We start from the raw sequence: 18,227 nt of genomic DNA, 5'->3' as shown, positions 1-18,227 counted from the left end.
CGCGGCCTAACGGCGACTCACACTGAGCCAGAAGCCCGGTTGCGTTACCGCCTGGTGACGCATAAATTCCACATCATTGGTCTCAGGCAGAATAATCGCCTGTTCCAGAGCTTGCCAATGCAAAATATAGGTCAGCACGTTGTTGACCGGATAGAAGCCCGACAGCAGGTGGAAAGCCATAATATGTCGTGCCAGGCGCGGCAGTTGCTGTTGATATTCTTCCGAAGATAATGCCCGACCAAACGCCACTTTCAGCTCGGCGGCGCAGCGTGAAAGCATGATATCGGCAAAACGTTTAAACGAACCGTCCAGTTTTTTACGGGCTTTTTCATCCACGCTGGCTCGCCACTCCTGCAGGATCAACCAGGTCGTGATCGCCAGTTTACACTGCAAATAACGCGTCTGATAACAGAGGTCGTGAGGGTCGCTGTCCGGCAGCGCGATCAGGGCGCTGATGTCCACCAATTGCTCACGCAGCACGTGTGTGGCCTTGCGCGGGATCATATTTCCCATCACCACAAAGGTTTCGCGCACCAGCGCAATGGCAGCCAGGATACTGTCCCGGGCCAACGGTACGTCCGCCAGCCACAGCTCCTCATGATATTGCCAATGAGCCAAGGCTAACGATAGCCCTTCTCTTAACCCTTGCTCAACGCTGGCTTTGGGGGCCGGCCGCAGTAACGACAATGCCCGGATTTCCCGGGTTGGGCTGCCTGCGGCTAAATCGTAACCCCGTGCGGCTTTACTTACGCTACCCAGCCGCAAGCCGCCGTCGGCGCTAATCTGTTGGGCGAACGTCAGGAGATCGGCGATATTGCCGCTTAATAATTCCATTTCCAGTTCGCATATCGCCTCGCGGGCAGCGCCCGCCAGCACGTCACCACGATCAAAAGCCACTTCAATCTCGCTTTCGCCGTACGTGATCACCCATTTTTCACGCTGGTAGTCGGTGCTAAACAAGGGTGCCAACCGCGCTTGCAATGAGTCCACTGCGATGCCCTGTGGCCAGATATCCGTCGGCAACAAGCTGATATTCAGTTCAGGACCAGGCAAAGCAATATTATATTCTGGATGTTGATGTAAACCGCCGATAATTTTACCGGCCGTCTTGGCCGTCATTTCATAACGATCATTATTGCCCCGCACTCGCAGGCCTAGACCGTGCCGACGCAGTTCAAGATCCTGGGTGTCAAAATAAAGATTAATCAAATGCTGGGGGGCAAAGTGAGTCCCGCCAAAAACGGAAACACGCTCGGCCACGTGCGCCAACGCATCAGGATGGATAATAAATTTCAATTCGGTTTCTTCACTCATAACGCCGGCCACATCCATAGTTGCTGAACGAGTAATTGTTAAGGTTGGTCATGCCACCCCTACTATGGGCGCTATCCTAAGCCCACCAGCAGGCCCTTTCCTAGAACATAATCATCGCCTTAATGTGTAATATGGACAAGTTGGAAATAATTGAAAAGCAAAGTTAGTAGGATAGTTCCCATTTTTGTTTACGTATTGCGCCGTCAAACTGATCCCTCTACTATCGACTAACATTTACCAAAAAACGACGGAACTATGCACAAATTACGCCATATTTGCTTCGCGTTATTGAGTCTAAGCTTCGCCGCTAGCACTCATGCGGATGAGACACGCTACATCTCAGATGAGCTGATCACCTATATTCATAGCGGACCTGGAAATCAATATCGCATTGTCGGCACCCTTAATTCAGGGGAAGAAGTGGCGCTACTGAGTGTCAACCAAGACAACAGCTACGCACAGATCCGCGATGACAAAGGGCGAACTGCCTGGATCCCGGTGGATCAGCTCAGCGATCAACCCAGCCTGCGCGTCAAGGTCCCCGCACTAGAACAGCAGGTGCAAACACTGACGCAAAAACTCAGTACTATCGATGCCAGTTGGAATCAGCGCACGGCACAGATGCAAAAGGACGTTGCCGAAAGTAGCGGCACGATTAAAGGCCTGCGTGACGAGAATCAACATCTCAAAGACCAGTTGGCCGAAGACAAGAAAAAAATGGCCGCCGTCGCGGTACAGCTCAATGACAAACAGCGCGCCATTATCATGCAATGGTTCCTGTACGGCGGTGGTGTGGCTGGCGTCGGCCTGATTCTCGGTTTGTTATTACCCCATGTGATCCCGCGCCGTAAAAAAAATAACCGCTGGATGAACTAAAGCCGGTTTGCTGCGTATCAGGGAGGCTGCCGAGCGGGTAACACAGCGCGGCACGCGTTCGTCGGATATACTGTTAGGAGATAACGGCAACGCTGATACTGGGCAAGGAGTTTTTATAGTGAAAAAATATTTGGTCGGCGGCGCAGTTCGCGACGGCTTATTGCATTTGCCGGTGCGGGAGAAAGATTGGGTGGTTGTCGGCTCAACCCCTGCCGAGTTGTTGGCCGAAGGGTACCAGCAGGTAGGCAAGGATTTCCCGGTATTCCTGCATCCTCACACCCGTGAGGAGTATGCGCTGGCGCGCACCGAACGCAAATCCGGCCAAGGTTATGCCGGTTTTACCTGCTATGCGGCGCCAGATGTTAGCCTGGAACAGGATTTGCTACGGCGCGACTTGACGCTTAACGCCATCGCCCAGGACGAAAACGGCAACCTGATTGATCCTTATCATGGTCTAGAGGACATTGAACGTCGCTTATTGCGCCATGTTTCGCCGGCGTTCGGCGAAGATCCCTTGCGTGTGCTGCGCGTTGCCCGTTTTGCTGCCCGCTTCGCTCACCTGAATTTCCGTATTGCCCCACAAACCATGGCCCTGATGCAGCAAATGGCCTTGGACGGCGAGTTGCCGCTGATTGCGCCGGAACGCGTATGGAAAGAGACAGAAAAAGCCCTGTCCACCGCCCATCCTCAAGTCTATTTCCAGGTATTGCGTGATTGTGGCGCCCTGGCGGCGCTATTCCCCGAGATTGACGCCTTGTTCGGCGTCCCTGCGCCAGCCAAATGGCATCCGGAAATCGATACCGGTGTCCACACTCTGATGACGGTGGCGGTGGCTACACAGCTGACGCCGGATATCGCGGTGCGTTTCGCCACCCTGTGCCACGATCTTGGCAAAGGCCTGACGCCACGCGAACTCTGGCCACATCATCATGGTCATGGCCCGGCGGGGGTCAAGCTGGTGCAGGCACTGTGCGAACGTCTGCGGGTCCCGAACCATGTCCGTGATTTGGCGAAAGTCGTCGCTGAATACCATGACCTGGTGCATACGGTAGAGCGCCTGACACCAAAAACCCTGATGAAATTGTTTAATGCCATCGACGTCTGGCGCAAACCGGAGCGGCTGGAGCAAATCATCATGACCAGTGAAGCTGATGCCCGGGGTCGCACGGGGTTTGAACACAACCCTTACCCACAGGGAGATTACCTGCGGGCGGCATTCGCCGTGGCCAACAGCGTAACCAATCGTGAAGTGATTGATGCCGGATTTAGCGGTGCGCAAATTGGCGAAGAGATACGGCTTAGGCGCCTGCGGGCGCTGGAACACTGGAAAGTGCGGCAAGAACAGGCGCGTAGCGCATCCGCTCAGGATTGACTGCGGCGCAAGATAGATGGATGGATGGACAAGCAGAGGCCAGCCTCAACGGTCTGGCCCCGCTAATGATCTTAGAGCATGACCCAATAAACCACCGCCGCCAGGATAAAGCGGTAGATGGCAAAGGGGACAAACGAAATACGTTTGATCAACTGCAGGAATAACTTGATGGCGACCAGCGCCACCACAAAGGCGGTGACAAATCCCACCGCAAACAGCGGGAAATCCTGCCAGGACAGAAACGGCAGACTTTTATACAAATCCAGCACGGTAGCGCCCAACATCATTGGCACCGCCAGGATAAATGAAAACTCCGATGCGGCGTAACGGCTCACCCCAACCAATATCCCGCCGCTGATGGTCGCACCGGAACGAGAAAATCCGGGCCACAGGGCCAAACACTGGAAACAACCAATCAGGAAAGCCTGCAAATGGGTAATATCATCGATGCCTACCGAACGGGGCACCTTGGGTTTTAGCCATTCACCCGCCAACAACAACACCCCGCCGGCCACCAATGCATACATCACATATTTAGCTTCAAACAGCGATTTTATTTGTTCGTGAAACACCAGACCCATCACCACGGCGGGGAGCATCCCCAACAGAATATGGGTTAACCGCAGGCGCCCGGCACCGGTACCTTCATGTTTCACTTCGCCGAAATGAATACCGATAAGACCAAACAACCGTCGCCAGAACATCACCACCACCGCCAGGATCGACCCCATTTGAATAATCACTTCAAAGGTTTTGGCCCGGTCATCGGTAAACCCCAGCAATGTCCCTACCAAGATCATATGTCCCGTCGACGAGACCGGCAAAAACTCCGTTAATCCTTCAACTACCCCAAGAATCAATGCGATGAACAAATCATGCAGGTCAGCCATACAACACATTCCCCTCAATCAAGCGACAACAAAAAGCGGCGCTTTGGTGATACCAACGCAGCCGCTAAAGCACACCGCAACAAAATGAAACAAACATACGGTAAAAACGGTTACACTGCATGAAATTTAGATTAAGGCCTGTTCACTTTCAGACTTTTCGGTGACCACGCTCGATGATCACGCCGACGCTACTCGCCTGTGGCACCGCACCCGGTTTGCCAAGTTTGATCCGCACCCAAGGCAGAGCAAAACGGGTCATCAGTAATTCGGCCACCTCCTCCGCCACGCGCTCTAGCAGGGCAAAATGGTGGGATGAAACAAACGCTATTACGGTGTCGCTGACATCGGCGTAACTCAGGCAATCGGCCACGTCGTCACTGCGCGCTGCTGGCCGGTTATCCCAGCCCATTTCAATATCAAACATCAATTTTTGTTGACGTTCCTGCTCCCAGTCATACACACCGATGACGGTCATCACTGTTAATTGCTCTATGAATACAATGTCCATGTGCCATACTCGCTTTTTGTCGATACCGGATACCACTTCCAAAGGAATGTGCGTATTATCCACAGTTAGACAAATAAAACGATGATTATGGGATGGAACTTGGTTATGAATGCTGTCGCGATTGGCATGATAATCTTCGCCTATCTTTGCGGCTCAATATCCAGTGCGATACTGATCTGCAAACTCGCCCACTTACCGGATCCCCGCACCCATGGTTCCGGTAATCCTGGGGCGACCAACGTGCTGCGGGTTGGCGGCAAGGTTGCGGCGGCCGGAGTAATGGTGTTTGATGTGTTAAAGGGTATGCTGCCGGTATGGTTGGGCTATCGGTTGGGTGTGCCGCCGTTTTACCTGGGTCTGATCGCCATCGCTGCCTGCATCGGGCACATCTATCCGGTATTTTTCCATTTTCAGGGTGGCAAAGGCGTCGCCACGGCGTTTGGCGCCATCGCGCCCATCGGACTGGACCTGACCGGCCTGATGGCGGGCACCTGGCTGCTAACGGTGTTGCTCAGCGGTTATTCGTCGCTTGGCGCCATTATCAGTGCGCTGATCGCGCCATTCTACGTCTGGTGGTTCAAACCACAGTTCACCTTTCCAGTATCCATGCTGTCCTGCCTGGTACTGCTGCGCCACCATGACAATATTCAACGCCTGTGGCGCGGCCAAGAGAGTCGGATCTGGCGCAAGCGTGCCAAGGATCGTGCGCTGGACGCCGATAAAGACAACCCGTCGAACCAATCGGAAGACCACCGTTAAGCTGGGCCACCGCCTGCGTCAACAGTCATCACGTCAAGAGTCATCACGTCAAGAGTCACGACCAACACGTTACAACGACGATGATTCGACCAACACCCACACAGACCACACAAACAGTCACACTGACTGCGGGGACACCCGCCAGGCTGCGAGTGGCTCAGTCAGTGTGGACGCGGGTTATACGGCGAGTAACTCAGCCAGCGGCCAACGCGGACGCACGGTGATCGCCAAATCACCGGCAATACCGGCCCGCAAGCGCATCATCCCCGCATAAGCAATCATTGCGCCGTTATCGGTGCAAAATTCCGGCCGAGCATAAAACACCTTGCCGCCGCGCTTGCGCATCATCTCGCCAAGCCGCTCGCGCAGAGTATGGTTGGCGCTCACGCCACCGGCAATCACCAAGCGCGCCAACCCGGTCTGATCCATGGCCCGTCGGCATTTAATCAGCAGGGTATCCACCACGGCATCTTCAAACGCGCGTGCCACATCAGCCTGGGTCTGGGCGTCCTGTGGATTGGCGCGAATGGTATTGGCCGCAAAGGTTTTTAAACCGGAAAAACTGAAATCCAGTCCCGGCCGGTCGGTCATCGGCCGGGGAAAGGTGAACCTCCCAGCCACACCGTCACAGGCCATTTTCGACAACCGAGGCCCACCGGGATAGTCCAGACCCAGCAGCTTGGCGGTCTTATCAAACGCCTCCCCCGCCGCGTCGTCGATAGATTCCCCTAACAGCACATACTGCCCGATACCCTGTACCGCAATAAGCTGAGTATGACCGCCGGAGACCAACAATGCGGCAAAGGGAAACGCCGGCGGATCCGCTTCCAACATCGGCGCCAGCAGATGACCTTCCATATGATGCACCGCCACCGCCGGCTTTTTCCAGGCATAGGCCAAGGCGCGGCCCACAGTGGCCCCCACCATCAAGGCACCCACCAGACCCGGACCGGCGGTATAAGCCACCCCGTCGATATCTTCGCCGGCCAGACCGGCTTCGGCCAGGGCGGCCTGAATCAGCGGCACGGTCTTGCGCACGTGATCGCGCGAGGCCAACTCCGGCACCACACCGCCGTAATCGGCATGCAGCTTAACCTGGCTATACAACTGATTGGCCAGCAATCCCGCCTGTTGGTCATAAATCGCCACGCCGGTTTCATCACAGGACGTCTCAATACCCAATACTCGCATAATTTATTATCCACTCCCCTCAGTGCGGCGCACAGTCTAGCATAACCCGGTCGCGGAGCACTTAGCCAAATCCGCCATAAACCCTCGTCCGGCACTCAACTGATCCCCAAAAACGCCCAACATGTTGGACCCGGTCAGGCGTGGCGGGAAAACGGCAACCGCGTAAATTCAGTGTCTTTATTGGCCAACTCATGATACAAGTACTGCCCCGAGGATCCTGCGGGCAATAAAAAAGATCCAGGATCACGGTCGAAGGATCCTGGCCCCATTCGAAAGGTCGCGTCGCTTAAAGATTACCACTTTAATCGGGCAGGCCAATCGAGTGCAGTAATTTTGGCCAAATTGTGCTAGAATAATTGCCAGAAATGTAAATTTGCGCGGCGGATAACCACGGCGCTTGCAAGATCATTGTCCGTGGCGCTTTACAAAGTGGTCACGGTTGAAGTAAAATTCCGCACCATTTTGAAACGGCTGACACAAGGTCAGCAGCAAAATCCGAATTCTATCGAGGTGAGAGTTACATGCCGGTAATTAAAGTACGTGAAAACGAGCCCTTCGACGTAGCACTGCGTCGCTTCAAACGTTCATGCGAAAAAGCGGGTGTCTTGGCCGAGGTTCGTCGTCGTGAGTTCTATGAAAAACCGACTACCGAACGTAAACGCGCCAAAGCTTCCGCAGTAAAACGTCATGCAAAAAAATTGGCTCGCGAAAACGCACGCCGCACTCGTCTGTATTAATTTTATACCCAGTAGATTTCACGTTGCAGGAACGCGGCCAGTGAGAGCATTCCGATAAGCTTACTCAGGTAAGTGATTCGGGTAGCCGAGCGTAGCCAACCTATTCTGTAACGTGAAAGATGACGGGTATCGGGATTAACCTCCCAATAGCGTGATTATTCCGCAGACTCAGTAGTTGCATACGAAGGCCGTGCGATCCGCGAGGATTGCGCGGCTTGTTCTCGTTTATAGGCTAACCAATCAGGGCTTATGGCTGGACGAATCCCACGCGTATTTATCAACGACTTGCTGGCTCGCACCGATATTATCGATCTGATCGACGCTCGGGTGAAGCTGAAAAAACAAGGCAAGAATTATCACGCTTGTTGTCCGTTTCACCATGAAAAAACCCCGTCGTTTACCGTTAATGGTGAGAAGCAGTTTTATCATTGCTTCGGCTGCGGTGCCCACGGAAACGCCATCGATTTCCTGATGAATTACGACCGGCTCGAGTTTGTCGAGTCCATCGAAGAGTTGGCAACCATGCACGGTCTTGAGGTGCCCTCCGAAGCGGGAGCGGGCCCGAACCAGCAGGAGCGCCACCAGCGCCAGAGTCTGTATCAGGTCATGGGGCAACTCAGCGAGTATTTTTCACAAGCATTGCAGCAAAACGGCGCGGCATCAGCCAATGGATACCTGGCGAAACGCGGCCTGAGCGCAGAAATAATAAACCATTTCACTATCGGTTACGCGCCGGCTGGCTGGGATAACGTCTTAAAGCGCTTTGGCCGCGCACCGGAAGATCGCAGCGCGCTGAATGATGCCGGCATGCTGGTGACGAACGATCAAGGCCGTGTCTATGATCGTTTTCGCGAGCGAATTATGTTCCCGATTCGCGATCGCCGTGGCCGGGTTATCGCCTTCGGCGGGCGCATTCTGGGTGATGGCCAGCCGAAATACCTGAACTCGCCGGAAACCGAAATTTTCCATAAAGGCCGTCAGTTATATGGTCTTTATGAAGCGCAGCAGCAACATCCTGAATTATCCCGCGTGTTGGTGGTCGAAGGGTATATGGACGTGGTGGCCCTGGCGCAGTTCGGCATTGATTACGCCGTTGCTTCACTGGGAACCGCTACCACCGCCGAGCATATCCAGTTGCTTTACCGCGCCACCGACCGGGTCATTTGCTGCTACGACGGCGACCGCGCCGGACGTGAAGCCGCCTGGCGGGCACTGGAAACTGCCCTGCCCTACCTTAACGATGGGCGCCAATTGCGCTTTATGTTCCTGCCGGACGGGGAAGATCCGGATACGCTGGTCCGCCAGATTGGTAAAGATGCCTTCGAGGAACGCATGGAGCAAGCACAGCCGTTATCCGTGTTTTTATTCGAAACGCTGATGCCGCAGGTGGATTTAAGCAGCCCGGACGGTCGCGCCAAGCTCAGCACCTTGGCTTTGCCGCTGATCGGACAAGTGCCAGGGGAAACGTTGCGCATGTATCTACGCCAACAGTTGGGTAATAAATTGGGCATCCTAGACGACAACCAATTGGAAAAACTGTTGCCCAAGCAGGCCGGCAGTACAAATATTTCGCCGCAACCCCGGATAAAACGCACAACCATGCGTATACTTATAGGGTTGCTGGTTCAAAACCCGCGCCTTTCGGCTCTTATCCCCTCTGTGCAGGGTCTAGAACAAGCAAAACAACCGGGCGTACCGTTATTTATTGAACTCGTGCAGACATGCCAGGCACAGCCGGGGCTGACCACGGGCCAGTTGCTTGAACATTATCGGGATAATAAATCCAGCCCGCAGCTTGAAACCTTGGCTATCTGGAACCACATGATCATAGAGGATATGATCGAAGCGACGTTTGTCGATACCCTGACCAGCTTATATGATTCAATACTAGAGCAGCGCCAGGAAGAGCTGATAGCACGCGAAAGAACACACGGATTAACGGCCGAAGAACGAAAAGAGCTTTGGTCTTTGAACATGGCTTTGGCCAAAAAAAACTGAATAACGAGGCTTAATTGCCTATAAACGGCAGGGCAATGCCCTGTGCGATGCCGTATTGGGCTGCGGCGTTAAACAACGGCCTGATCTCTTGTTGGTGATGAAATTTCACCGACCAACACCGAATTATACTCTGAAGTGTGGATACCGTCTTATGGAGCAAAACCCGCAGTCACAGCTCAAGCTACTTGTCACCCGTGGTAAGGAGCAAGGCTATTTGACCTTTGCCGAGGTCAATGACCATCTGCCAGAGGATATCGTCGACTCGGACCAGATCGAAGATATCATCCAGATGATTAACGACATGGGCATCCAGGTGATGGAAGAAGCACCGGATGCCGACGACCTGTTATTGGCTGAAAACACCTCCGACACCGACGATGATGCCGCTGAAGCCGCTGCTCAGGTACTATCAAGCGTGGAGTCCGAAATTGGACGCACCACCGACCCGGTGCGCATGTATATGCGCGAAATGGGTACAGTAGAACTGCTTACCCGTGAGGGTGAAATCGATATCGCCAAGCGTATCGAGGAAGGGATTAATCAGGTGCAGTGCTCGGTTGCCGAGTATCCTGAGGCCATCACCTACCTGCTGGACCAGTATGATCGGGTGGAAGCGGGCGAAGCGCGCCTCTCCGATATGATCACCGGTTTTGTCGATCCTGACGCCGAAGAACAAATGGCGCCTACCGCGACCCATATCGGCTCCGAATTAACGACCGCAGAGCTGGCAGATAACGACGACGATGACGATGATGACGACGATGAAGAGGACGATAACAGCATCGACCCCGAATTGGCGCGTCAAAAATTCCTCGACCTGCGCAATCAATACGAAGCTGCGCGTGACATGATCAAGGCCAACGGCCGCAGTCATGCCAAATCAGCCGAAGAAATCTTGAAACTGTCCGACGTGTTCAAACAGTTCCGTCTGGTGCCGAAACAGTTTGACTACCTGGTCAACAACATGCGCGCCATGATGGATCGTGTGCGCACCCAGGAACGGCTGATCATGAAGCTGTGCGTTGAAGTCTGCAAAATGCCGAAGAAAAACTTCGTCACGCTGTTTGGCGGCAATGAAACCAGCGAAGCCTGGTTCAAGGCCGCGCTGGCCATGAACAAACCTTGGTCGGAAAAACTGCGCGAAGTCGATGAAGATGTCCATCGTAACCTGCAAAAACTGCGTCAGATCGAAGAAGAGACCGGACTGACCATCGAGCAGGTGAAGGACATCAATCGCCGGATGTCCATTGGCGAAGCCAAAGCACGCCGCGCCAAGAAAGAAATGGTCGAAGCCAACCTGCGTTTGGTGATTTCCATCGCCAAAAAGTACACCAACCGCGGTTTGCAGTTCCTGGATCTGATTCAGGAAGGCAATATCGGTCTGATGAAAGCGGTAGATAAGTTTGAATACCGCCGCGGCTATAAGTTCTCTACTTATGCCACCTGGTGGATTCGCCAGGCCATCACCCGCTCCATCGCCGACCAGGCGCGGACCATCCGTATTCCGGTGCATATGATTGAGACCATTAACAAACTCAACCGTATCTCCCGTCAGATGCTACAGGAAATGGGCCGTGAGCCTACACCTGAAGAGCTGGCGGAACGGATGCTGATGCCGGAAGATAAAATTCGCAAGGTGCTGAAAATCGCCAAAGAGCCGATCTCCATGGAAACGCCGATCGGTGACGACGAAGATTCGCATCTGGGTGATTTTATCGAAGATACCACTCTCGAGCTGCCGCTCGATTCCGCCACATCGGAAAGCCTGCGTTCGGCCACGCATGATGTGCTGGCCGGCCTGACCGCGCGTGAAGCCAAGGTGCTGCGTATGCGTTTCGGTATTGATATGAATACCGACCATACGCTCGAAGAAGTGGGCAAGCAGTTTGATGTTACCCGCGAACGTATCCGTCAGATCGAAGCGAAGGCATTGCGCAAGCTGCGTCATCCTAGCCGTTCTGAAGTGCTGCGCAGCTTCCTGGACGACTAGCGCTACCCGAGCGTGCCTACGGGTACGCCAAGACGTTATTAATGGCAACAAAAAGCCCCGCGCAAACGCAGGGCTTTTTTTTGCCGATTCATCACAGAACCTGCCGCGGCTAGCGCCCTTGGGTGGCGAGGATCGCATCCAGTTCCCGATACGACTTGATCAGCGTATCAAAGCCCATACGATTAAGGCCGCTAGGATTGGGCAGCACCCAAATCTGGGTGGCACCGATGGTCACCTCCTGCTTGCCCCACATCGCATTACTCACCCGAAATGCCTGCCGATAGGCCTGCTTGCCCAGTACCGCCAGCGCACTAGGCTGATAGCACTGGATCTTCTCAATCAACCGCTTGCCCCCTGCGCGGTACTCCGCCAGCGACAGCTCAGACGCCTCAACCGTGGGCCGGTCCGCCAGCATGGTAATACCGCAACCGGTATCCAACAGTTCCCGCTCCTCTTCCGGTTTCAACTGACGCGTGGTAAATCCCGCCTGGTGGATGATTTTCCAGAATCGGTTATTGGGATTGGCAAAATGCACCCCTTTATGGGCACTGGATAACCCCGGGTTGATCCCGCAAAACACCACCCGTAATCCTGGGGCCAGAATATCCTCTATCATCTTGAAAACTCCGAAATTGCCGCCAACCATCATAATCGTTCAATAATAACCTGAAATTGGCGATAAATCCGCCAAGCGAACGCCCCCCCTATGGATCTGCCCATAGAGTTACTCTATAATCAACGCCCACTCGGCCCCTTAGCTCAGTTGGTTAGAGCAGGCGACTCATAATCGCTTGGTCGCTGGTTCAAGTCCAGCAGGGGCCACCAATAAATGTGTGATAAATCATGAAATTAGGCCAGCCATTGAGCTGGTTTTTTTACGTCTAAAAATGGCGGTAGCGATGAAATGGCGATGGCGTTTTGTCATACGAGCCAGGCAGGCCAATGATACAGATAGCGGGATGCCCAACCATATCAATCAGCGTTGAATGTTGAGCCGCTGGGGGCCTTTTTACATTGGCACTAACAACTGCGGCAGAAATGGGGTTGTTCCATTGCGAACACTGATAAGTGAAAATAAGCGAACTACCTTACTAACAACACTGTTCCCCTCTAGACTTTCGAGAACAGTTCAAGAGACACGTTACATGAAAAGAAAAACCGTTACTAAAGCTCAGATTTACCGTTCCGTCGCCAACTCTACCGCGATCGAAACAGGCGTTTCTGTGCAAAAAATTGAGCAGCAGCTCAAGCGTTATCAGATGCAGGCGAAAGCCGTTGGCCTCGCCCGTTAGTCTGGCAAGATGTCGGTCACCCATTGCATCATAGGGCGGTAGAGAGTGCCGCGTATAAGCTTCACAAACCTACCTAAATGTAATGGTTATCTGGTAAGCAGTAAGACCAGACAATCAAAATGTTATGAGCCACATCTGCACAAGGGTGGTGCAGTACCCCAGACCGGTGCATTACCGCGCCCCTGAATGAACATCAGCAACCACGGGCTCATGTTTTAACGCATCCAGGAATAGCTTCATAACGGCATTTTGCGCAGCGCCCTTTTTTACCACCAGATGAAACGGCGTGGTGACATAGATATCTTCCGGCTTAAGCGCTTTAATTTTCCCTTCAGAAACAAAACGACTGATATAATGTTCCGGAAGAAAACCCACATAATTTCCGGTAAGGATAAGCATGGTCACTGCCTCTACCTGCACCGCCACAGCATTGGAAGGTTGGAAATGTAGCGTTGGGTTTTGATGACTATGATTAGTATAAAAATGTTTGATTAAGCTGGCACTCTCAATACGCGCATCAGTCAAGGACTCCGGCGCCAGAGTAAACAAGTCGTGTTGATATGAACAGCATAAATGAGATATTTCATTATAAAGAAAAAAATAATCGAAATCTGTTTTTTCCTCATAAACGGGTATTATTCCACAGGTAAAACGGCCATCGATAACGCCGCGTTCGATCTCCTCAAGTTGGGTAGCGTGTAGGCGTACGCTGACCTTTGGCGCCTGCCGGTGAATCTCGCTCAACGCCCCCACTACCGGGGATTTCCGGTCGGTAATGGTGTTATCGATAATACCGATATTTAACTCACCGAATATTTCTCGGCGGGCGTGGTTTAGGGTATCCCGAAACTGATTGATCGATGAAAATAAATCAAGACACGCCTGATAGGCCACTTTACCATGCTCGGTGAGATAAAACCCTTCACGCCCACGGGTGCATAACTTCATGCCAAACCGGATTTCAAGATCAGATATTTGTTTACTGATCGCCGCCAAACCAATATTCAAATCATTAGAGGCCGCAGTAAATCCGCCGGCCTCAACTACCGTTTTGAATACCCGCAAAAGCTTTAAATCCGCAACCCCAATGTTTTGCTGATTAATATCACTCTTGACTGGCGATGTGTTTCCAAATTTGGAAAGTGGACTTTCCATAATAACTATTTACCCCTACGCCCTCGTTCTCCATTATCAATTTAACCGCGTTATTTTCCTTATTTCACCCATGTCAGCGGATGTTGATCATTCTTGGTTAAATGCCCTTTGCCAGCAGGCGATGGCGCCGTTTACCAAAAAGACTGCAACATCCATGCCATCAAAGGAGCATGCCATGACTCATTCGGTAGACCGTCTGTGGGGCGCACGTTTTAAAAGCGGGCCCGCGGCCGCGCTTAGTGCGTTGTCACGCAGCCCAGACGCCTATTTCGCCCTGGCCGCCTATGATCTGGAAGGTTGCCGTGCCCATGCTCGTGAACTCCAGCGCGCCGGACTGCTGGACGCGCAGGAAACCGCCCTGATGTTAGCGGCCATCGCACAACTGGCCGATGACCATCAGCATGGACGCATCCAGCCCAGCGTGGACGATGAGGACGTGCATACCTATATCGAACGAATGCTGACCGAGCGGCTGGGAGAACTGGGCGGCAAGCTGCGCGCCGGCCGTTCGCGCAACGACCAGACCGCCAACGATCTGCGGCTGTATCTGCGCGATAACGCCCGTAAAATCGTTCACGCCCTACTGACGCTGCAAACCGCACTGGTCAAACAAGCGGAACAGCATATCAACAGCATTGCCCCCGGATTTACCCATCTGCAGCAGGCCCAACCCATTGTGTTCGGCCATCAGTTGATGGCCCACGCCCAATCGTTTGCCCGCGACATCGACCGCTTCCAGGACTGGGATAAGCGCTGCGCTTTTTCTCCGCTGGGCGCGGCGGCGATGGCCGGCTCGGCGATTGCCATGCATCCCGAGCTATCGGCGCAGGATCTAGGTTATGACGGCCCCTGCGAAAACTCCATCGATGCAGTGGCAAGCCGTGATCATGTGGCGGAATTTTTATTTGCCGGCGGCATGCTCGGCGTCAACCTCTCAAGGTTGTCCGAGGAAGTGTGCCTGTGGGCATCACGCCAGTTCCGCTGGGTGTCGCTGGATGATGCTTATGCCACCGGCAGTTCCATCATGCCACAGAAAAAAAATCCCGATATCGCCGAGCTGACCCGCGGTAAAAGCGGACGGCTTATCGGCAACGTGACGGCGATGCTGTCCACCATGAAAAGCCTGCCGCTGTCCTATAACCGCGATCTGATTGAAGATAAACGCAACGCCATGGATACCGTCGAACAGCTGTTGCTGGTACTGCCGGCCATGGCGGGCATGGTCGAGACTATGGTTGTTGACGCCCAACGTTTGCTCACACAGGCGCCAGAGGGCTTTACCCTGGCAACCGAAGTGGCGGACTGGCTGTCCCGCCGTGGCGTGCCGTTTAAAGAAGCCCATGACATCACCGGCAAATTGGTGCAGCTATGCGAGCAGCATCAGTTGGAACTGCACCAGCTAAGCGACAGCCAACTGGCCGAGGTGGACGCCCGTCTGACCGGTGAGGTGCGTCAGTGCCTGACCCTGGAGGCGGCCATCAGCGCGCGTTGCGCCTGGGGCGGTACTGCGCCGGAACGGGTGGCCGAACAAATTGCCCGGCTACGGCTAAAACTGGCGGCCCAGGCCGCCTGGGTCACCGGCTATACCGGTCTTTCCTTAATTTCAAATGCATAACCTGGGGGTGCGATCATGACCGAACAGCGCTATCCGGGCGCCGGCGGCGAGCCAGCCAAGATTGATTTAAGCGAATATCAGCACGTGCCTCAGCGTTACTACGGGCGGATATTCTCCTCGGTGATTATTCTGGTGCTGCTGGGGTTACTCATCAACGCCTTTGCCCACGGCAAGATCGAGTGGCGTTTTGTCGCGCAATTCCTCACGGCCAAAGCCATCATGTTCGGCCTGGTCAATACCATCATCATGTCAGTCTTGGCGATGTTGCTGGGGGTGATCTTCGGTGTCATCATCGCGGTAATGCGCATGTCGCAAAACCCGGTGCTGCGCGCCGTCGCCATCGGTTACACCTGGATTTTCCGCGGTACTCCATTGATATTGCAATTGTTGCTGTGGTTCAACCTGGCACTGATCTTCCCCGACATGGGCATTCCCGGACTGTTCAGCTTTCATACCGTCGACATTATGACCCCCTTCATGGCCGCGCTGCTTGGCCTGAGCATCAACCAGGGCGCGTATACCTCGGAAGTGGTGCGTGCCGGCCTGCTGTCGGTGGATCTGGGCCAGTATGAAGCGGCCAAAACCATCGGCATGACCCGTCTGCACGCCCTGCGGCGCATTATTCTGCCCCAGGCGATGCGGGTGATTATTCCGCCCATCGGCAACGAATTTATCAGCATGGTGAAAACCACCAGCCTGGCCAGCATGATTCAGTATTCCGAGCTGTTGTATAACGCGCAAACCATTTACTTCGCCAACGCCCGGGTAATGGAATTGCTGTTTGTCGCCGGTATTTGGTATCTGGTGGCGGTAACCCTGCTGTCGCTTGGCCAGATACGCCTGGAGCGTCATTTCGGTCGTGGTACGCAGCGTCGCGATCGCTAACGGGAGAAAAAAATGAAAAACATTATCAAAGCCGTGAATGTGAATAAGTTTTTCGATGCCTTCCAGGCGCTGAAGAACATCAACCTGTCGGTGGACCATGGCGAGGTGATGTGTGTTATCGGCCCTTCCGGCTCGGGAAAAAGTACCTTTTTACGCTGTATTAACCAGTTGGAACGTATCGACAGCGGCGGTATCTGGGTGGATGACGAACTGGTGGGCTATCGCATCGCGGGTAAAAAACTCTATCCGCTTAACGATCGTCAGGTTGCCCGCCAACGGCTGAAAACCGGCATGGTGTTCCAGCGTTTTAACCTGTTTCCCGATAAAACCGCGCTGGAAAATATTATCGAGGGGCCAACCCAGGTGCTGTTGCGCCCGGTAAAAGAGGCGCGCGAGGAGGCCATGGCGTTGCTCGAACGGGTTGGCCTGGCCAATAAACGCAACGCCTACCCACTGGAGCTGTCCGGCGGTCAGCAGCAGCGGGTGGCGATCGCCCGTGCGCTGGCCATGAAACCCAAGCTGATGCTGTTTGACGAACCTACCTCCGCACTGGACCCGGAGATGGTGGGAGAAGTGCTGGCGGTGATGCGCGGCCTTGCCGCTGAAGGAATGACGATGATCGTGGTCACCCATGAGCTGGGTTTTGCCCGGGAAGTAGCCAACCGCGTGGTCTTTATGGATGAAGGCGGGATCATCGAGAGTGGTAATCCAGAAGATGTTTTGCTTAGTCCACAAAATCCGCGGACCCAGAATTTTATTTCTGCTGTCCTGATTTAAACATCCATACACACTGAGAGCCTGATGATGATGAAAAAAACGCTGTTGTCCTTATTAACCGCCGGCGCACTGCTTACCGGCGTCACGACTGCCGGTGCCGCGGAACTGACGCAAAAAGACGACATTAAAGTGGCGATGATGCCCAACTATCCGCCGCTGGAATTCAAGGATCCCGCCACCGGCCAGTTGACCGGCATGGATTACGATCTGGGCATGGAAATCGGCAAGCGGTTGAACCGCAAAATCAGTTGGCAGGAAATCGGCTTTGAACAGATGGTCAACGCAGTGGCCACCAAACGCATCGATATGATCCTCTCCGGCATGACCGATACCAAAGCCCGCCAACCGGTGGCCACCTTCGTGGATTATTACCATAGCGGACCCCAGTTCTACACCACCGTGGCCCATAACGAAATAAACCAAATGCTGGATCTGTGCGGCAAAAAGGTGGGCACCAGCCGGCGCACCACCTTCCCGGCGGAAATTGCTGCCTGGAGCAAAGCCAACTGCGAGGCTGCCGGTAAGCCAGCCATCGTCGTGGTCGGTGCCGAAGGTACCGCCGATGCCCGTACCCAGCTGCGTCAGGGCCGTATCGAAGGCGCGGTGCAGGGCAGCGAAACCCTGCCCTATATCATGAACATGGAAAAAGACACCTTTAAACCACTGGGCAAAGCCTTTGCCTACCAGGTGACCGGCATAGGCATCGCCAAAGACGATACCCCACTGATTGACGGCGTCAAGTCGGCGTTGACCGCAATGATTGCCGACGGCACCTACATGAAAATCCTGACGAAATGGGGTATGCAGGACGGCGCGATCACCAAAGTCACCATCAACAGCGGCAAATAAACGGCCGTGATTTTTATCG

The 18,227-nt window shown here is 53.9% G+C and carries 17 protein-coding genes and 1 tRNA gene; 12 read left to right on the top strand and 6 right to left on the bottom strand.

The window, feature by feature from the left end:
• Positions 1–6 precede the first annotated feature (6 nt).
• Positions 7–1,314, bottom strand: a complete 1,308-nt coding sequence (locus SJI19_RS07795) for an inorganic triphosphatase (RefSeq protein ID WP_323477690.1) — start codon at positions 1,312–1,314, stop codon at positions 7–9.
• Between the two features lie 255 nt (positions 1,315–1,569).
• On the opposite strand from SJI19_RS07795, the gene SJI19_RS07790 reads away from it, so the two are divergent.
• A complete protein-coding gene (locus SJI19_RS07790; RefSeq protein ID WP_323477689.1) occupies positions 1,570–2,190 on the top strand; it encodes a TIGR04211 family SH3 domain-containing protein in 621 nt (206 codons plus the stop codon).
• 118 nt (positions 2,191–2,308) lie between these two features.
• The gene (locus tag SJI19_RS07785) at positions 2,309–3,562 is read left to right on the top strand and encodes a multifunctional CCA addition/repair protein (protein ID WP_323477688.1); all 1,254 of its coding nucleotides are present in this window, start codon (positions 2,309–2,311) and stop codon (positions 3,560–3,562) included.
• A 71-nt stretch (positions 3,563–3,633) separates the two neighbouring features.
• Here SJI19_RS07785 and bacA read toward each other — a convergent pair whose 3' ends face one another.
• Together bacA and folB are read right to left on the bottom strand one after the other, a co-directional pair.
• Positions 3,634–4,452 (bottom strand): undecaprenyl-diphosphate phosphatase, encoded by an 819-nt coding sequence (gene bacA, locus SJI19_RS07780; RefSeq protein WP_323477687.1) that lies wholly within the window; start codon positions 4,450–4,452, stop codon positions 3,634–3,636.
• Positions 4,453–4,600: 148 nt separating this feature from the next.
• On the bottom strand, positions 4,601–4,960 hold the full coding sequence (gene folB, locus SJI19_RS07775; protein WP_323477686.1) for a bifunctional dihydroneopterin aldolase/7,8-dihydroneopterin epimerase: 360 nt from the start codon (positions 4,958–4,960) through the stop codon (positions 4,601–4,603).
• A 105-nt stretch (positions 4,961–5,065) separates the two neighbouring features.
• Here folB and plsY point away from each other — a divergent pair, with 105 nt between their 5' ends.
• A complete protein-coding gene (gene plsY, locus SJI19_RS07770) occupies positions 5,066–5,719 on the top strand; it encodes a glycerol-3-phosphate 1-O-acyltransferase PlsY (RefSeq protein ID WP_323477685.1) in 654 nt (217 codons plus the stop codon).
• 177 nt (positions 5,720–5,896) lie between these two features.
• Here plsY and tsaD read toward each other — a convergent pair whose 3' ends face one another.
• Entirely contained in the window at positions 5,897–6,910 is a 1,014-nt protein-coding gene (tsaD, locus tag SJI19_RS07765) for a tRNA (adenosine(37)-N6)-threonylcarbamoyltransferase complex transferase subunit TsaD (RefSeq protein WP_323477684.1), read from the bottom strand.
• A gap of 521 nt (positions 6,911–7,431) precedes the next feature.
• Here tsaD and rpsU point away from each other — a divergent pair.
• From rpsU to rpoD, 3 genes are all read left to right on the top strand, one after another.
• Positions 7,432–7,647, top strand: a complete 216-nt coding sequence (gene rpsU, locus SJI19_RS07760; protein WP_001144069.1) for a 30S ribosomal protein S21 — start codon at positions 7,432–7,434, stop codon at positions 7,645–7,647.
• 249 nt (positions 7,648–7,896) lie between these two features.
• Positions 7,897–9,645, top strand: coding sequence for a DNA primase (dnaG, locus tag SJI19_RS07755; protein WP_323477683.1), 1,749 nt, complete (start codon positions 7,897–7,899; stop codon positions 9,643–9,645).
• Between the two features lie 151 nt (positions 9,646–9,796).
• Positions 9,797–11,635, top strand: a complete 1,839-nt coding sequence (gene rpoD / locus SJI19_RS07750; protein WP_323477682.1) for an RNA polymerase sigma factor RpoD — start codon at positions 9,797–9,799, stop codon at positions 11,633–11,635.
• 109 nt (positions 11,636–11,744) lie between these two features.
• On the opposite strand, the gene mug is transcribed toward rpoD, so the two are convergent.
• Positions 11,745–12,251: a G/U mismatch-specific DNA glycosylase gene (gene mug, locus SJI19_RS07745; protein WP_323477681.1), complete on the bottom strand. Its 507-nt coding sequence runs from the start codon at positions 12,249–12,251 to the stop codon at positions 11,745–11,747.
• 132 nt (positions 12,252–12,383) lie between these two features.
• Between mug and SJI19_RS07740 the strand changes: the two genes are divergently transcribed.
• Together SJI19_RS07740 and SJI19_RS07735 are read left to right on the top strand one after the other, a co-directional pair.
• Positions 12,384–12,460 (top strand) — tRNA-Ile (locus SJI19_RS07740).
• Positions 12,461–12,780: 320 nt separating this feature from the next.
• A complete protein-coding gene (locus SJI19_RS07735) occupies positions 12,781–12,927 on the top strand; it encodes a hypothetical protein (protein ID WP_323477680.1) in 147 nt (48 codons plus the stop codon).
• 171 nt (positions 12,928–13,098) lie between these two features.
• Here the strand turns inward: SJI19_RS07735 and SJI19_RS07730 are convergent, their stop codons facing one another.
• Complete coding sequence (locus SJI19_RS07730; RefSeq protein ID WP_323477679.1) at positions 13,099–14,082, bottom strand: LysR family transcriptional regulator; 984 nt, start codon at positions 14,080–14,082, stop codon at positions 13,099–13,101.
• Positions 14,083–14,257: 175 nt separating this feature from the next.
• On the opposite strand from SJI19_RS07730, the gene argH reads away from it, so the two are divergent.
• Genes argH through SJI19_RS07710 form a run of 4 tightly spaced genes read left to right on the top strand, consistent with a single transcriptional unit; the run spans position 14,258 to position 18,208 of the window.
• Entirely contained in the window at positions 14,258–15,697 is a 1,440-nt protein-coding gene (argH, locus tag SJI19_RS07725) for an argininosuccinate lyase (protein ID WP_323477678.1), read from the top strand.
• A 15-nt stretch (positions 15,698–15,712) separates the two neighbouring features.
• On the top strand, positions 15,713–16,582 hold the full coding sequence (locus SJI19_RS07720; RefSeq protein WP_323477677.1) for an amino acid ABC transporter permease: 870 nt from the start codon (positions 15,713–15,715) through the stop codon (positions 16,580–16,582).
• 12 nt (positions 16,583–16,594) lie between these two features.
• The gene (locus SJI19_RS07715; protein WP_323477676.1) at positions 16,595–17,359 is read left to right on the top strand and encodes an amino acid ABC transporter ATP-binding protein; all 765 of its coding nucleotides are present in this window, start codon (positions 16,595–16,597) and stop codon (positions 17,357–17,359) included.
• Between the two features lie 30 nt (positions 17,360–17,389).
• Positions 17,390–18,208 carry an ABC transporter substrate-binding protein gene (locus tag SJI19_RS07710; RefSeq protein WP_323477767.1) on the top strand — a complete coding sequence of 273 codons (819 nt, stop codon included), beginning with the start codon at positions 17,390–17,392 and terminating at the stop codon, positions 18,206–18,208.
• Positions 18,209–18,227 lie beyond the last annotated feature (19 nt).

Source organism: Acerihabitans sp. TG2 (assembly GCF_035013185.1).
Lineage (GTDB): Bacteria > Pseudomonadota > Gammaproteobacteria > Enterobacterales > Enterobacteriaceae > Acerihabitans.
The sequence above is the reverse complement of the archived record's forward strand: the minus strand, read 5'-3'. Positions and strand labels throughout refer to the sequence as shown.

What these genes read in the sequence shown, in the direction of transcription:
- SJI19_RS07795 (WP_323477690.1), bottom strand. Translation starts at nt 1,314, where the DNA reads ATGAGTGAAGAAACCGAATTGAAATTTATTATCCATCCTGATGCGTTG.
- SJI19_RS07790 (WP_323477689.1), top strand. Translation starts at nt 1,570, where the DNA reads ATGCACAAATTACGCCATATTTGCTTCGCGTTATTGAGTCTAAGCTTC.
- bacA (WP_323477687.1), bottom strand. Translation starts at nt 4,452, where the DNA reads ATGGCTGACCTGCATGATTTGTTCATCGCATTGATTCTTGGGGTAGTT.
- folB (WP_323477686.1), bottom strand. Translation starts at nt 4,960, where the DNA reads ATGGACATTGTATTCATAGAGCAATTAACAGTGATGACCGTCATCGGT.
- plsY (WP_323477685.1), top strand. Translation starts at nt 5,066, where the DNA reads ATGAATGCTGTCGCGATTGGCATGATAATCTTCGCCTATCTTTGCGGC.
- tsaD (WP_323477684.1), bottom strand. Translation starts at nt 6,910, where the DNA reads ATGCGAGTATTGGGTATTGAGACGTCCTGTGATGAAACCGGCGTGGCG.
- rpsU (WP_001144069.1), top strand. Translation starts at nt 7,432, where the DNA reads ATGCCGGTAATTAAAGTACGTGAAAACGAGCCCTTCGACGTAGCACTG.
- dnaG (WP_323477683.1), top strand. Translation starts at nt 7,897, where the DNA reads ATGGCTGGACGAATCCCACGCGTATTTATCAACGACTTGCTGGCTCGC.
- rpoD (WP_323477682.1), top strand. Translation starts at nt 9,797, where the DNA reads ATGGAGCAAAACCCGCAGTCACAGCTCAAGCTACTTGTCACCCGTGGT.
- mug (WP_323477681.1), bottom strand. Translation starts at nt 12,251, where the DNA reads ATGATAGAGGATATTCTGGCCCCAGGATTACGGGTGGTGTTTTGCGGG.
- SJI19_RS07735 (WP_323477680.1), top strand. Translation starts at nt 12,781, where the DNA reads ATGAAAAGAAAAACCGTTACTAAAGCTCAGATTTACCGTTCCGTCGCC.
- SJI19_RS07730 (WP_323477679.1), bottom strand. Translation starts at nt 14,082, where the DNA reads ATGGAAAGTCCACTTTCCAAATTTGGAAACACATCGCCAGTCAAGAGT.
- argH (WP_323477678.1), top strand. Translation starts at nt 14,258, where the DNA reads ATGACTCATTCGGTAGACCGTCTGTGGGGCGCACGTTTTAAAAGCGGG.
- SJI19_RS07720 (WP_323477677.1), top strand. Translation starts at nt 15,713, where the DNA reads ATGACCGAACAGCGCTATCCGGGCGCCGGCGGCGAGCCAGCCAAGATT.
- SJI19_RS07715 (WP_323477676.1), top strand. Translation starts at nt 16,595, where the DNA reads ATGAAAAACATTATCAAAGCCGTGAATGTGAATAAGTTTTTCGATGCC.
- SJI19_RS07710 (WP_323477767.1), top strand. Translation starts at nt 17,390, where the DNA reads ATGAAAAAAACGCTGTTGTCCTTATTAACCGCCGGCGCACTGCTTACC.